This window comes from Kitasatospora sp. MBT66 (genome assembly GCF_000710405.2).
Taxonomy (GTDB): domain Bacteria; phylum Actinomycetota; class Actinomycetes; order Streptomycetales; family Streptomycetaceae; genus Kitasatospora; species Kitasatospora purpeofusca.
Map to the genome: position 1 here is coordinate 254,951 of NZ_JAIY01000007.1, position 14,137 is coordinate 269,087.

The 14,137-nt window shown below is 74.5% G+C and carries 10 protein-coding genes and 3 tRNA genes; 8 read left to right on the plus strand and 5 right to left on the minus strand.

Annotated features, from left to right (window positions below; translation table 11 throughout):
- Window positions 1-57: 57 nt before the first annotated feature.
- From BI06_RS50980 to BI06_RS20670, 4 genes are all read left to right on the plus strand, one after another.
- A complete protein-coding gene (locus BI06_RS50980; RefSeq protein ID WP_051741501.1) occupies window positions 58-1,080 on the plus strand; it encodes an SGNH/GDSL hydrolase family protein in 1,023 nt (340 codons plus the stop codon).
- Window positions 1,081-1,197: 117 nt separating this feature from the next.
- Window positions 1,198-2,514, plus strand: a complete 1,317-nt coding sequence (locus BI06_RS20660) for a deoxyguanosinetriphosphate triphosphohydrolase (protein ID WP_043470407.1) — start codon at window positions 1,198-1,200, stop codon at window positions 2,512-2,514.
- Window positions 2,515-2,572: 58 nt separating this feature from the next.
- The gene (gene dnaG / locus BI06_RS20665) at window positions 2,573-4,477 is read left to right on the plus strand and encodes a DNA primase (protein WP_030395818.1); all 1,905 of its coding nucleotides are present in this window, start codon (window positions 2,573-2,575) and stop codon (window positions 4,475-4,477) included.
- A gap of 184 nt (window positions 4,478-4,661) precedes the next feature.
- Entirely contained in the window at window positions 4,662-5,966 is a 1,305-nt protein-coding gene (locus BI06_RS20670; protein WP_082558601.1) for an RNA polymerase sigma factor, read from the plus strand.
- 107 nt (window positions 5,967-6,073) lie between these two features.
- On the opposite strand, the gene BI06_RS20675 is transcribed toward BI06_RS20670, so the two are convergent.
- The 4 genes from BI06_RS20675 to BI06_RS20690 all read right to left on the minus strand — a co-directional run bounded on the left by BI06_RS20675 (window position 6,074) and on the right by BI06_RS20690 (window position 11,225).
- Complete coding sequence (locus BI06_RS20675) at window positions 6,074-7,270, minus strand: DUF2690 domain-containing protein (protein ID WP_043470410.1); 1,197 nt, start codon at window positions 7,268-7,270, stop codon at window positions 6,074-6,076.
- Between the two features lie 475 nt (window positions 7,271-7,745).
- Window positions 7,746-9,152 (minus strand): glutamate decarboxylase, encoded by a 1,407-nt coding sequence (locus BI06_RS20680; protein ID WP_030395821.1) that lies wholly within the window; start codon window positions 9,150-9,152, stop codon window positions 7,746-7,748.
- A 164-nt stretch (window positions 9,153-9,316) separates the two neighbouring features.
- Window positions 9,317-10,750: an FGGY family carbohydrate kinase gene (locus BI06_RS20685; protein WP_030395822.1), complete on the minus strand. Its 1,434-nt coding sequence runs from the start codon at window positions 10,748-10,750 to the stop codon at window positions 9,317-9,319.
- 181 nt (window positions 10,751-10,931) lie between these two features.
- Complete coding sequence (locus BI06_RS20690) at window positions 10,932-11,225, minus strand: hypothetical protein (protein WP_043470413.1); 294 nt, start codon at window positions 11,223-11,225, stop codon at window positions 10,932-10,934.
- Between the two features lie 245 nt (window positions 11,226-11,470).
- On the opposite strand from BI06_RS20690, the gene BI06_RS20695 reads away from it, so the two are divergent.
- Both BI06_RS20695 and BI06_RS20700 read left to right on the plus strand, forming a co-directional pair.
- A tRNA-Asn gene (locus BI06_RS20695) sits at window positions 11,471-11,543 on the plus strand.
- Window positions 11,544-11,602: 59 nt separating this feature from the next.
- Window positions 11,603-11,675: transfer RNA gene (locus BI06_RS20700), tRNA-Asn, on the plus strand.
- 127 nt (window positions 11,676-11,802) lie between these two features.
- On the opposite strand, the gene BI06_RS20705 is transcribed toward BI06_RS20700, so the two are convergent.
- Window positions 11,803-12,549, minus strand: coding sequence for a serine protease (locus BI06_RS20705; protein WP_030395824.1), 747 nt, complete (start codon window positions 12,547-12,549; stop codon window positions 11,803-11,805).
- Between the two features lie 286 nt (window positions 12,550-12,835).
- Here BI06_RS20705 and BI06_RS20710 point away from each other — a divergent pair.
- Both BI06_RS20710 and BI06_RS20715 read left to right on the plus strand, forming a co-directional pair.
- A tRNA-Ile gene (locus BI06_RS20710) sits at window positions 12,836-12,909 on the plus strand.
- A gap of 308 nt (window positions 12,910-13,217) precedes the next feature.
- The gene (locus BI06_RS20715; protein ID WP_043470419.1) at window positions 13,218-14,120 is read left to right on the plus strand and encodes an ABC transporter ATP-binding protein; all 903 of its coding nucleotides are present in this window, start codon (window positions 13,218-13,220) and stop codon (window positions 14,118-14,120) included.
- Window positions 14,121-14,137 lie beyond the last annotated feature (17 nt).

Sequence of the window (14,137 nt, forward strand, 5' to 3'; positions counted from 1 at the left end):
GCCCGGGGGACGGGCCGTCGTAGGGAGAATGCCAGCGGCTCCTACCGGGGGGTTCCCGTGTCACTGTCCGTACGCCCGATCGGCACGCTCGGCGGCGTGTTGAGCGCGGGCCTCGCCGCCGTGCTGGTCGCCGGATGCTCCGGTTCGTCCGGTTCGGAGACCGTCGCCGCGGCCGCCGCCGGCGGCTCGGCACCGCCGCGCGCCGCCGCCACCGGGGCCGCACCCACCCCGACGCCGACGCCCACCCCGACACCCACCGGGCCGTACGTGGCGCTCGGCGACTCCTACACGGCGGGGCTGAAGATCAGCCCCCAGGTGGGCGTGCCCAAGGGCTGTTCCCGCTCGGCGGTCAACTACCCCTCGCTGGTGGCCCAGGCGCTCGGCCTGGCGGGCGAGCGGTTCCGCGACGTCAGCTGCAGCGGTGCCCGGACCGGCGACCTCACCGGCGCCCAGAGCACCGAGGGCGGCGTCAATCCGCCGCAGCTGGACGCGCTCACCCCGGCCACCCGGCTGGTGACCCTCGGGATCGGCGGCAACGACGCCGGGTTCATGGAGGTCGTCGGCCAGTGCGCCAAGGAGAACCTGGTGGACGCGCTCAAGGGGCTGGTCGGCTCGGACCGGGCGGCGGCGCCCTGCCGGGACTCCTACGCGGCCGCGGACGGCGGCGACCAGGTGCAGCGCAAGGTGGACAGCGCCGGCGAGCGGCTCGGCGAGACCCTCAAGGAGGTCAAGCGGCGGTCCCCGCAGGCCAGGGTCTACGTGGTCGGTTACCCGGCGCTGCTGCCCGCCGACCCGGCGAGCTGCGTCCCGGTGCTGGGGTCGACCGTCGCGGGCGGGGACCTCGGCTTCCTGGTGGAGAAGGAGCAGCAGCTCAACGCCATGCTCAAGCGCCGGGCGGAGGCGGCCGGCGCGGTCTTCGTGGACCTCTCCGGGCCCTCGGCCGGCCACGACATGTGCGCGGGCGAGACCGCCCGCTGGGTGGAGCCGCCGTTCCCGACGCAGGGCCTGGCGGCGATCCACCCCAACGCCAAGGGCCAGGAGGGCGCGGCCGCGGCCGTGCTCAAGGCGCTGCGGGGCTGACCGCCGCCCTCGACAACAGGGCCGACGGCGGGCGTCCAAGGGTTCACGCCCCGGCCCGCGCCCGGCCGCGCGCGGCACACTTCCGGTGTCACAGCCGCGGCGTACGGTGAGGGGCATATGGACGACACCGCGCACCGCCTCACCGCCGCCACGACCCCGACCCCGTACGACCGCGCCGCCGAGGCCCGCTGGGTTCCCGAACCGGACAAACGCCCCGGCCGGACGGCCTTCCAGCGCGACCGTGCCCGGGTGCTCCACTCCGCCGCCCTGCGCCGGCTGGCCGGCACCACCCAGGTGGTCGCCCCGATGCGCAGCGACTTCCCCCGCACCCGGCTGACCCACTCGCTGGAATGCGCCCAGGTCGGCCGGGAGTTGGGCGCGGCGCTCGGCTGCGACCCGGACCTCGTCGAGACGGCGTGCCTGGCCCACGACATCGGCCACCCGCCGTTCGGCCACACCGGTGAGGAGGCGCTCGACCAGGCCGCCGAGGCCTGCGGCGGCTTCGAGGGCAACGCCCAGTCGCTGCGGATCCTGACCCGTCTGGAGCCCAAGCGCTTCGCCCCGCAGGACGGGACGCCGGCCCGGCTGGCCCCCTGGCCGGGCCGCAGCGTCGGCCTGAACCTGAGCCGCGCCGCCCTGGACGCCGCCACCAAGTACCCGTGGCCGCACGGCGCCCACCCCACCGACCCGGCCTCGCCCAAGTACGGCGTCTACGCCGACGACCTGCCGGTCTTCCGCTGGCTGCGGGCCGGTGCCCCGGCCGGGGCCAAGTGCTTCGAGGCCACCGTCATGGACTGGTCCGACGACGTGGCCTACTCGACCCACGACGTCGAGGACGGCCTCCAGGCCGGCCACATCGACCCGGTCGCGCTGCGTGCCCCGAGCGAGCGGTCCGAGCTGTTCAAGGTCGCCGAGCGCTACGCCCGGGACGCCGAGCCGGAGGAGCTGGCGGACGCCCTGGACCGGCTGCTCGACAAGGACTGGTGGCCCGAGTCGTACGACGGCACCGCCCGCGCCCGGGCCGGGCTGAAGGACCTCACCAGCCAGCTGATCGGCCGGTTCTGCCTGGCCGCCGAGCAGGCCACCCGGGCCCGCTACGGCCCCGGCCCGCTGACCAGGTACGGGGCCGAGCTGGTGGTGCCGCGCGAGGTCCGGCTGGAGTGCGCGGTGCTCAAGGCGGTCGCCGTCCGGTACGTGATGCAGCGCGACGAGCAGGCCCAGCTGCGGGCCAGGCAGCGGATCGTCATCGCCGAGCTGGCCGAGGTCCTCACCCGGCGCGCCCCCGAGGTGCTGGACCCGGTGTTCGCCGCGATGTACGAGGAGGCGGAGGACGACCGCGCGGCCCTGCGCACCGTGATCGACCAGATCGCGACCCTCACCGACGCCTCCGCGCTGGCCCTGCACGCCCGGCTGACCGGCCCGGCCGGGTCCTGACGGGCGGCGGGCCGGTCGGGCCCGCCGGAAGACCCGGCCGCCCCAGTAGACTTCCGGGGTGGCCGGGCGGATCAGGGACGAAGATGTACAGGCGGTGCGGAGCGCACTGCCGATCGACGCCGTGGTCGGCGACTACGTACAGCTGACCAACGGTGGCGGTGGCGAGTACAAGGGCGTCTGCCCCTTCCACGACGAGAAGTCCGCCTCCTTCTACGTCAATCCGGCCAAGGGCGTCTTCCACTGCTTCGGCTGCCAGGAGAACGGCGACACCATCGCCTTCCTGATGAAGATCGAGCACTTCACCTTCGCCGAGGCCGTCGAGCGGATGGCGGCCCAGGCCGGCATCACCCTGCGTTACGAGGAGGGCGGCTACAGCCCCCGGCACCAGCAGGGCGAGCGCACCCGGCTGGTCGAGGCGCACAAGGTGGCCGCCGCCTGGTACCAGGAGCAGTTGGCCTCGCCCGAGGCCGAGATCGGCCGCCGCTTCCTGGCCGAGCGCGGCTTCGACGAGGAGTCCGCGCGGACCTTCGGCGTCGGCTACGCCCCGGTCGGCTGGGAGCACCTGGTGCGCTACCTGCGCGGCAAGGGCTTCACGGACAAGGAGATCCTGCTCGGCGGCCTGGCCTCGCAGGGCCAGCGCGGCGGGCTGATCGACCGGTTCCGGGGGCGGCTGGTCTGGCCGATCCGGGACATCGCGGGCGAGGTGATCGGCTTCGGCGCCAGGCGGCTGCGCGAGGACGACAACGGTCCCAAGTACCTCAACACCCCCGAGACGCCGATCTACAAGAAGTCGCACGTGCTCTACGGCATCGACCTGGCGAAGAAGGAGATCGCCAAGTCCGGCCGCGCGGTGGTGGTCGAGGGCTACACCGATGTGATGGCCTGCCACCTGGCCGGGGTCACCTCCGCCGTGGCCACCTGCGGCACCGCCTTCGCCGAGGACCACATCAAGATCATCCGTCGGCTGCTGATGGACACCTCGCAGTACCGGGGCGAGACCGTCTTCACCTTCGACGGCGACGCGGCCGGCCAGAAGGCCGCGCTGCGGGCCTTCGAGGACGACCAGAAGTTCGCCGCCAAGACCTCCATCGCGGTCAGCCCCGGCGGCATGGACCCGTGCGAGCTGCGCCTGGCCAAGGGCGACGACGCGGTCCGCGAACTGATCGACAACCCCGTCCCGCTCTTCGAGTTCGCGCTGGGCTCGGCCGTCGCCAAGCACCGGGTGGACACGCCCGAGGGTCGGTCGGCGGCGCTGGAGGAGGCGGCGCCGATCGTCGCCAGGATCAAGGACCGCTCCATCCAGCACGAGTACGCCGTCCGGCTGGCCGGCATGCTGGGCATCCTGGACGAGCCGTTCGTGGTCCGCCGGGTGGCCCAGCTGGCCCGCTGGGACCGCGAGCGCCAGCAGAACCCCCGGGCCAACGGCCAGCGCCGCCCCGAGCCGCCGCAGCCGGTCCGTCCGGCCCGGCCCGCCTTCGTGCTCAACCCGCGCGACCCGGCCCAGTTCGTCGAGCGGGAACTGCTCAAACTGGCCCTCCAGCACCCGGACCTGGTCTCGCCGGCCTTCGACAACTACGCCGAGGACGAGTTCCCCACCCCGCCCTACACCGCCGTGCGGCGGGCCATCGGCCAGGCCGGCGGCGCCGCGTACGGGGCCACCCTGGCCGACTTCACCAGCGTGGTGCGCGAGATCTGCCCGGACGACCGGGTGCGCTCGCTGGTCACCGAGCTGACCGTGGAACCGGTGCGCTCGCGCCGCAAGGTGGACGCCGTCTACGCGGGGGAGTTCCTGGTCAAGCTGCGGCTGCTGGCCGTGGACCGGCGGGTCGACGAGGTCCGCGCCCACCTCCAGCGCCTCGGCAACCGCGCCGCCGCGGAGGACATGCACGCCGTGCAGACCGAGCTGTGGCAGCTCCAGCAGTACGGGCAGTCCCTGCGCAGCGGCGGTTCGGCCGCCCTCTAGCGCGCGCTGCCGCGTGCTCCGGCGCCCTCCAGCGCCCGTTCCGGCGTGCTCCGGCGCCCGTTCGCGCCCCGGTTCAGAAAGTCCGCGCACGAGTCTCGGCCACGGAGCGTGGTGTGCCGCACACTGGAGGGCGTCCTGCCTCCGTACAGCGCGGGTCCGCCAGAGTCGCGCCCGCCCAGAGGGGATGCCCGTGGACCGAGGCCTCGCCGCGACCGCCCGACCGACCACTGATCCGCTCGCCCCGCCTCCGCCGTACGACGACGCCGCCGACCCGCCGGAGGACCACGGCCGGGCGGGGGCACCGCCCGCGGACGGCGGACGCGTGCCCGCCCAGGGCCACCCGTCGGGGCACCCCGACGCCGAGGCGGCGGCCGGCCCCGAGGACACCGGGGACGGGGACGCCGAGGACTCCGACGACGGGAACGCCGACGACGGGAACGCCGACGACGGGGACGCCGACGACGGGGACTCCGAGGACTCCGAGAATGCCGAGGGCGCGGAGGGCGCCGGTCGGGAGGAGCCGGAGGACCCCGAGGAGACGGTCGGACCGCGGCGTCCGGCGGCCGCCGATCCGAGCGGGCCCGCCGCCGACCTGCTCCGCCAGTACCTCCGCGAGATCGGCCGGATCCGGCTGCTCACCGCCGCCGAGGAGGTCGACCTCGCCCGCCGGATCGAGGCCGGCCTGTTCGCCGAGGAGCGGCTGCACCGCGAACCGCCGCCCGCCGACCGGCTGGCCGCCGAACTCGGCACCCTGGTGCTGATCGGCCGGCTCGCCAAGCGCCGGCTGATCGAGGCCAACCTGCGGCTGGTGGTCTCCGTCGCCAAGCGCTACATCGGCCGCGGTCTCACCCTGCTCGACCTGGTCCAGGAGGGGAACCTCGGGCTGATCCGGGCGGTCGAGAAGTTCGACTACGCCCGGGGCTACAAGTTCTCCACCTACGCGACCTGGTGGATCCGCCAGGCGATGAGCCGCGCCCTGGCCGACCAGGCCCGGACGATCCGGGTGCCGGTGCACGTCGTCGAACTGATCAACCGGGTGGTGCGGGTGCAGCGTTCGCTGCTCCAGGAGCGCGGGACCGAGCCCGGCCCGGCCGACATCGCGGCCGCCCTGGAGCTCACCGAGGAACGGGTGCGGGAACTGCTCCGCCTCGCCCAGGAGCCCATCTCCCTGCACACCCCGGTCGGCGAGGAGGACGACGTCGCGCTCGGGGACCTCATCGAGGACGCCGACGCGGCCTCACCCGCCGAGTCCGCCGCCTTCCTGCTGCTGCGCCAGCACCTGGAGGCGGTGCTGGCCACCCTCGGCGAGCGCGAGCGACAGGTGGTCCAGCTCCGGTACGGCCTGGACGACGGCCGGGCCCGCACGCTGGAGGAGATCGGTGTGCTGTTCGGGGTGACCCGGGAGCGGATCCGCCAGATCGAGTCGAAGACCCTGGTCAAGCTCCGCGACCACGCCTTCGCCGCCCAGCTCCGGGGGTACCTCGAGTAGCAGGCGGCCGCACGACCCGCCCGGTGGCGCGTCGTGCGGCCTGGTTGCCTGGTTGCCTGTTTGCCGGTCGGTCCGTCAGTCCGTCGGTCCGTCGGTCCGTCGGTCCGTCAGCTCGACGGGGTCGGCGCCGGAGCCGGGTCGCCGGCCGCCGCCGGCGGGGAGGCCGGGCCGACCGGGATCGGGGTGTTGGCGACCACCCGGGCCAGGTCGGAGATGCTGGAGGTGCAGGAGGCGCCGTCCGGCTGGGCCTGCTTGCCGCAGACCTGGAGCACGGCCGAGGGGTCGCCCGCGTTCACCATCTGCGAGTAGTTGTCGTACCCCCAGTGGATCAGCGCCGTCTCCGACTCGCCGGCGCTGGTGGTGATGGTCGCCTGGTCGCCGGGCTGGCCCTCGGTGATGGCGGCCCAGGCCGCCTGGCACTTCTGGCTGTACCGGAGGTAGATGACGACCTTGCCGATGTTGGTGGTCAGCAGGGTGCGGGCGTCGCCGCCGCAGCCGGCCGCCTTGGGGTCCTTGTGCGCACAGCCGAGGGCCTGGCAGGCCGGGACCGCCGGGGCGGGGTTGGCCGGTACGGCGGGCGGCGAGGTGCTCGGCGAGGCGGAGTCGACGGGCGTCGTCGAGGTGGGGGGCAGCACCGTGGCGGCGGTCGGTCCGACCTTGTCCTCGTCGGCGCCGGAGAAGTACCGCATCCCGGCGAGCGCCAGCAGCAGGACCGCGACCACCGAGGCGGCGATCAGGGCCATGGACCGGCCGCGCACCGGGCCGGTCGGCCGCTCGACGGTCCTGGCGCGGTCGGGAGCGGGCACGGAGCTGAGTTCGGGGGTGCTCCCGGTCCCGGCGCCGTCGGCGCCCAGGACGTCCGCCCCGGTGCCGTCGGCCGGCGAGCTGTCGGCCGGTGCGCCATCGGTGGCGGTGGTGGCGGCCTCCACATCGGCGCCCGACTCCCGGTCGGGCTCGTCCGACTCCTCCGCGGCCCCCGCGGCCCCCGCGGTCTCGGCAGTCTCCGCGGCATCCGCAGGCGCCGGGTCGCCCGACGTCGCCCCCTCGGCCGCGGTCAGCTCCCACAGCCCCCGCAGCTTCGGCCCGTCGCAGTCGACGGCACCGACCAGCGCTTCGAGCGCCTGCGCGGTGATGACCCGCTTGCCGTTCAGCCAGCGTTCCCAGGAGGCCCGGCTGTAGTGGGTCCGGGCGGCCAGCTCGGAGAGCGAGAGCCCGGTCGCGTCCTTGACGGCTCGCAGCTCCTCCGTGAGGCGCCTGGCAGGGTCGGACAGGTCGTCGGGCAGCTGCTTCCAGGCGGAACCCATGCGGTCTCTTCCAAACGTGCGAGGCGGGCGGGCGGGCGGTGCTGGAACCGGTCCGGGCCCCGGTGACGTGTCCGCGTCTCAAACCACGACGGCCCGGTGTCCCAATACCCAGGTCCTGGCGCTGAGACGGACGGAAGTGTCTCACAACACCGGAGAAGGCTCGAACATTCATATGACGGTCGGGCATTGTTCTTTCCGCCGGAGCGGTACGCAGCCCCGGTCCCACCGCCCGGGCGCCGCCCCTACGGCCCCGGTGCCGCCGTTCCCTGGCCCTCCACCGGTCCGAGACAGTCTCACGGGGGGATACTGCCCCGGACCGCAGGGAAGCACGGTGGGAAGGGTGTCCCAAGCTGTCTCAAGCGGCCCTTCCCACCGTGCCCACGGCCCCGACCGCCTGCTCCTGGCGACGACCGCCCGGCTGTTCACCTCTCCGTCTGCTCTCGCTTCTTCGCCTCTCCGCCCGCCCCGCCGGGGCTCAGTGGTGGAAGGCCGTCCGGACCGGCACGCCGAGGTCCTTGAGCGGGACCGGCTGGCTGCGCAGCTCCGGCAGCAGCCGTTCCAGATCCGTGAGCAGCAGCTCGGCGAGGTCGCGCGAGAACCCGTTGCGGCAGACCACCCGCAGCACCGCGAGGTCCTCCCGGTTCGCCGGGAAGGTGTACGCGGGCACCTGCCAGCCCCGCTCGCGCAGCCGTCGCGACACGTCGAACACGTCGAACGGCACCTCGTCCGTGGTGGTGAACGCGAACACCGGCAGCTCGTCGCCCCGGGTGATCAGCCGGAAGCCGCCGAGGCCCTCGATCTCCCCGGCCAGATAGCCGGCCACCTCCCGGCAGACGCCCTGGACGGCCCGGAAGCCGGCCCGGCCCAGCCGCAGGAAGGTGTAGTACTGCGCGACCACCTCGGCGCCGGGCCGGGAGAAGTTCAGCGCGAAGGTCGGCATCTCGCCGCCCAGGTAGTTGACCCTGAACACCAGCTCCTCGGGCAGCGCCTCGTGGTCCCGCCAGAGCGCCCAGCCGACGCCCGGGTAGACCAGTCCGTACTTGTGGCCGGAGGTGTTGATGGAGGCGACCCGGGGCAGCCGGAAGTCCCAGGCCAGGTCCTCGTCCAGGAACGGCGCGATCATGGCGCCGGAGGCGCCGTCCACGTGCACCGGCACGTCCAGGCCGGTGCGCCGCTGGAGGTCGTCGAGCGCGGCGCAGATCGCCGCCACCGGCTCGTAGGAGCCGTCGAAGGTCGAACCGAGCACGCCGACCACGCCGATGGTGTTCTCGTCGCAGAGCCCCACCGCCTGCTCGGGGCCGAGGTGGAAGCGCTCGCCGTCCATCGGCGCGGTGCGGGCCTCGACCTCCCAGAAGGTGCAGAACTTCTCCCAGCAGACCTGCACATTGATGCCCATCACCAGGTTGGGCCGGGCGCCGGCGGCGTAGCGGTCGGCGTTGCGGGTCATCCAGCGGCGCTTGAGCGCGAGTCCGGCCAGCATGCAGGCCTCGCTGGAGCCGGTGGTGGAACAGCCGACGGCGGCGTCCGGGTCCGGGGCGTTCCACAGGTGGGCGAGGATCGACACGCAGCGCCGCTCCAGTTCGGCGGTCTGCGGGTACTCGTCCTTGTCGATCATGTTCTTGTCGAGGCACTCGGTCATCAGCCGGGTGGCCTGGACGTCCATCGAGGTGGTGACGAAGGTCGCCAGGTTGAGCCGCGCGTTGCCGTCCAGCAGCAGTTCGTCGTGGATCAGCTGGTACGCCGTGTCGGCGGGGACCGGGCCGTCGGAGAGCCGGTGCAGCGGGGGCGACAGCGCCATCCCGCCGAGCGGGTCGGCGGCGGTGCCGACGAACGGTCCGACGGTCAGCCGGCGGTCGTCACCGGCGCCCTTGTGCAGTGCCATGGCGAATCCGCCGCCCTTCCGTCCGGTGGCCCGGGTCGCCTTCCACGCTGCCACCGGTTGCCGGGTGACGCATCCGCTGCGGCGGGGCGGCCCTCGGGGCGGCTCACGGCCGGCGGCGCCCCGCCCCGTGCTTCCCGGCCGTGGGGCGCCTCGTTCCGGGGCTGTCAGCCGGCCGTCTCCGGGTGGATCTGCTCGCGGGCGGCCCGGTACTGCTGGCGGACCGCCGAGCCGACCGCGAGGTCGTGCTCGGCGTCCGGGGCGACGGTGACGGCGCCCGGCAGCTCCCAGCGCGGCGGCTCGGGGGTCCCGGCCAGTGCCCAGGCCGCCTGCCGGGCCGCGCCGCGCGCCGCGTGCGCTCCCGGGGGCGGCACGACCACCGGGACGCCGAACAGCTGCGGCGCGACGTGCCGCACCGCCGCCAGCCGTCCGGCGGCGCCCAGCAGGAAGACCCGCTTCACCTCGACGCCGCGGGCGCGCAGCACGTCCAGGGCGTCCGCGCTGTTGCAGAGCATGCCCTCGACGGCGGCCCGGGCCAGATGCTGAGGGGACATCGACTCGGCCCGCAGGCCGGTCAGGGTGCCGGCGGCGTGCGGCAGCGCGGGAGTCCGCTCGCCGTCCAGGTAGGGGAGCAGCACCAGCCCGTAGGCGCCGGGGGAGGACTGCATCGCGAGGTCGCTGAGGCCCTCGAGGTCGCGGCCGAGCACGGCGGCGGTGGAGCGCAGCACCTGGGCGGCGTTCAGGGTGGCGACCATCGGCAGGTGGCGGCCGGTGGCGTCGGCGAAGGAGGAGACCAGCCCGGTGGCGTCCACCACGGCCTGCTCGTGCACCGCGAAGATCGTCCCGGAGCTGCCGAGCGAGACCACCGCGTCCCCGGGGCCGAGGCCGAGGCCGAGCGCGGCGGCCATGTTGTCCCCGGTGCCGGCCGAGATCAGCAGGCCCTCGGGGGTGTGGCCGGCGGGTTCGGCGGGGCCGAGCACGTCCGGCAGCCGCAGCTGGTGGCCCAGGGCCAGTTCGACCAGGTCCTGGCGGTACTCGGCGGTGATCGGGGACCAGTAGCCGGTGCCGGAGGCGTCGCCCCGGTCGGTGGTGCGGCGCCTGGGGTGGCCGAGCAGCTGCCAGACCAGCCAGTCGTGCGGGAGCAGCACCTCGGCGATCCGCCGGGCGTTGGCCGGTTCGAACTCGGCGAGCCAGCGCAGTTTGGCGACGGTGTAGGTGGGGCCGGGGACGGCGCCGATCGCCGCCGTCCAGGCCGCGGGGCCGCCCAGCTCGTCCACCAGGGCCGCGGCGGCGCCGCCGGCGCGCGGATCGTGCCAGAGGATCGCCGGCCGGACCAGCACACCGCCGGCGTCCAGGCCGATCATGCCGTGCTGCTGCGCGCTGACGCCGATCGCGCGGACACTCTCCAGCAGTCCGCCGGCCGCCGCGTCGCCGAGGGAGTGCAGCCAGAGCTGCGGATCGGCCTCGCCGGGGCGGGTGTCCGGGTCCTCCGGCACGGGGTGTTCGGCCTTGCCGGAACGCAGGACGGCGCCGGTTGCGGAGTCGCACGCGACGATCCTGGTGCGACCGGTGGAGCTGTCTATCCCCGCGACGATGGCCATATCGAGATCATGCCTCAGCGGGCGTCCGGACGCGGCCCGGCCGGGCAAGTTTTGCCCGTTCGGTACCGCGCCCGGAGCCCTGGTCCGGCCGGGTGCCACCGAGGTGCCACCTGGCCTCCGGACCCGCCCCGGACCGGCCCCCGGCACGGCGGCCGGGGGCGGTGGTCGGGTACGACGGACCCTAGGGGCGGAAGGTGCCCCAGGCGTCGTCCTCGGCCTTCGGCCGGTTGAAGTACGGCACCCGGTCGGTGACGGCGTTGGGCAGCCGGTCGCCGACCTTGTCGGCCACGGCCCCGGCGGCCTTCCCGGCGACCGCGCCGGCCTGCTGGCGGGCCTTGTCCGTCGCGCCCTGGACCTTGGGGTTCTGGGCGACCTGCCGGGTGACCCTGGCGATCTGCTCGTACCGCTGGCGACCGGCCCGCGTGCCGAGTACGTAGCCCGTTGCGAGTCCGACGCCGAACGACAGCTTCCACATGGTCGGATTCCACCCTCTCCTGGCGGCCATTGCCGCGTTGCCCTACCCGTCTGTCGGGACGGTGAACCGTCGGTGACCCCAGCATCCACGGACGGGGCCCGGAGCGCGCGGGGAGCGCGCCCGGCGGGCCGGCCGGTGGCGGCCGGGGAAAGCGATTGGCGGACCACCCCCCCGAGTGCGCTAATGTATGTCCCGCAGCGAGCGCCGAGGAGCCCGGGAGACCGGGGGCCGAAGCGGAAGCTCGATCCCCCATAGCTCAATTGGCAGAGCAGCCGACTGTTAATCGGCAGGTTATTGGTTCGAGTCCAATTGGGGGAGCCGAGGTGGTGGCCTTCGGGCCCATCACCCGTACGTGGTACGGCTGTTGTGTACCGCGATCCCGCATAGCTCAATTGGCAGAGCAGCCGACTGTTAATCGGCAGGTTATTGGTTCGAGTCCAATTGCGGGAGCTGCGCCGGGTCCGCCCGGTGACTGCTCAGAGCGAAGGCCCCTCGGTAGACCGGGGGGCCTTCGTGTTGCCCGGGCCCGGGTGGCGGCGGCCACGGGCGCCCGGGCCCGCGTCCCTCGGCCGCCGGCTCAGGCGAGGGCCTGCTGGTACAGCTCGGCGACCCGCTCGTCGAAGGTGACGCTGTACGAGGTCTCCGGCGTCGCGCCGCCCTCCTGGTAGCCGCCGATCACCCCGATCACCCGCCCGTTGGTGGTCAGCCACGGGCTGCCGCTGGTGCCGTCGGTGTAGCCGCCGCAGTCGAACCGTTCCTGGGTCGGGCTCTGCGAGGCGGTCAGGCCCGAGCAGGTGATCGGCTCGTCCCGCTCGTTGGGGTAGCCGGTGACCGAGACCGCCAGGCCGAAGCCCTGGTCGGTGCCGAGCGGGTTGCCGCCGACGGCGTCCTCGACCTGCCGGCCGTTCACCGGTCGCACGGTGACGAACGCCACGTCGTACTCGGGGTCGTCGTCGGTCTCCCAGTGCGGATCGACGGTGACCGACTCCACCGGCCAACTCCCGTACGGCGAGTAGCCGTTGCGGTAGCCGGGGGTGAACACCAGGCCGTCCAGCAGGCCGATCCGGCGGCTCTGCACGCAGTGTGCGGCGGTGACCAGCAGATTGCGGCGCGGGCTTCTGACCACGCTCGCGGTGCACGCCCTGGGGCCCTCCGAGGTGTGCACGGACAGGGTGCCGATCCGGTCCCAGGCGGGGTTCTGCGGCGCGACCGAGGCCGTCCGGCCCCGCTCGCCCCCGCCGCAGGCGATGGCGGCGGCCAGCAGCAGGGCCGCCAGGACGAGCGTCCGGACCGCGCGCGCGGGTCGAACCGGGCGGGAGGGCATCGGTGCTCCGTCTGGTCCTCGGGGGCGGTCGCCGCCGGTCATGCGTCCGCCGTTCGAGAGCAAGATCTATCAGGCCGGGCCCGGCCGCGCCACTGCCGCCGCCCGGCTCCCGACCCCCCGTCACCCGGCCCCGCGGGCGGGCCCGCCGGGCCCGGCCGCCCCCGGTGCGCACCCGTGTGCGCCCCCGGCGCGCACCACGGGTGATCGACCGGCTATGCTGCCCGGGACGGCCTTTCGGGGCCGTCTGCTGCTGCCGCGACCGGCCTGCCGTCGCGCGCTGCGAACCGGGGCGGTAGCTCAGCCGGTTAGAGCAGGGGACTCATAATCCCTTGGTCGTGGGTTCGAGTCCCACCCGCCCCACCTCTCACGCCCGCGCGGGCGGCCCCCGGCTGGGAAAACCCTAGGGGATCAAGCCCGCGGCCACGCCACGACGCGCCGGAATTCACCCGCTCGTGGGCATCGCCCGGCCACCGCGCCACCCCTCCCCGTCCGAGGCCCGTGCTCCCGGACGCCCCTCCCCGGTCCACCGATCGGTTGATCCCCCCTCCACCGTGCCCGCCGGCCACCGGGACCGTTCGGTCGATCCGCCGGCGAGGTCCCGCGCGGGAGGCTCGTAGCAGGCCGGGAACACGGCCGGGCGAGCGGAACGAGGGGGAGGGAGCGGCACCATGGCCGTGATCGAGGTGGCGGGGCTGGGCAAGTCCTACGGGCGCCGGCAGGTACTGGAGGACGTCTCGTTCCGGGTGGAGCGGGGCGAGGTGTTCGGGCTGCTCGGTCCCAACGGCGCGGGCAAGACCACCGCGGTGGAGTGCTGCGAGGGCCTGCGCCGGGCCGACGCCGGGACGGTCCGGGTGCTGGGCCTGGACCCGGTCCGGGACGCCCGCCGACTACGGCCCCGGATCGGCGTCCAGCTCCAGCAGGCCCAGTTGCAGGGGTCGCTGCGGGTCGGTGAGGCGCTGGAGCTGTACGCCGGGCTCTACCCCGACCCCCGGGACTGGCGGGAGCTGCTGGACGAGTGGGGGCTCGCCGACCAGAGCCGGACCCCCTTCGACAGGCTCTCCGGCGGCCAGCGCCAGCGGCTGTTCGTCGCGCTCGCGCTGATCGGCAACCCCGAGGTGGCGTTCCTGGACGAGCTGACCACCGCGCTCGACCCGCAGGGCCGCCGCGACACCTGGGAGCTGGTCCGCCGGATCCGCGACAACGGCGTGACGGTGGTGCTGGTCTCGCACTTCATGGACGAGGTCGAGGCGCTGTGCGACCGCGCCGCGGTGCTCGACGGCGGGCGGATCGTCGCCACCGGCACCCCCGCCGAGCTGGTCGCCCGCTCCGGGGCCGGCGGCACCCTCGGCTTCCGTCCCACCGCGCCGCTGGACCCGGCCCGGCTGGCGGCCCTGCCCGGGGTCACCTCGGTGGAGGAGCGGGGCGGCCGGATCGAGGTGACCGGCACCGGGGACTTCGCCGACCGGGTCACCGGGCTGCTGGCCCGCGAGGGGATCGTCGTCACCGGCCTGCGGATCCGCGAGCACGGCCTGGACGAGGCCTACCTCGCGCTCACCCGGCACGACTCCTGAGCCGTACGGCTCCCGGA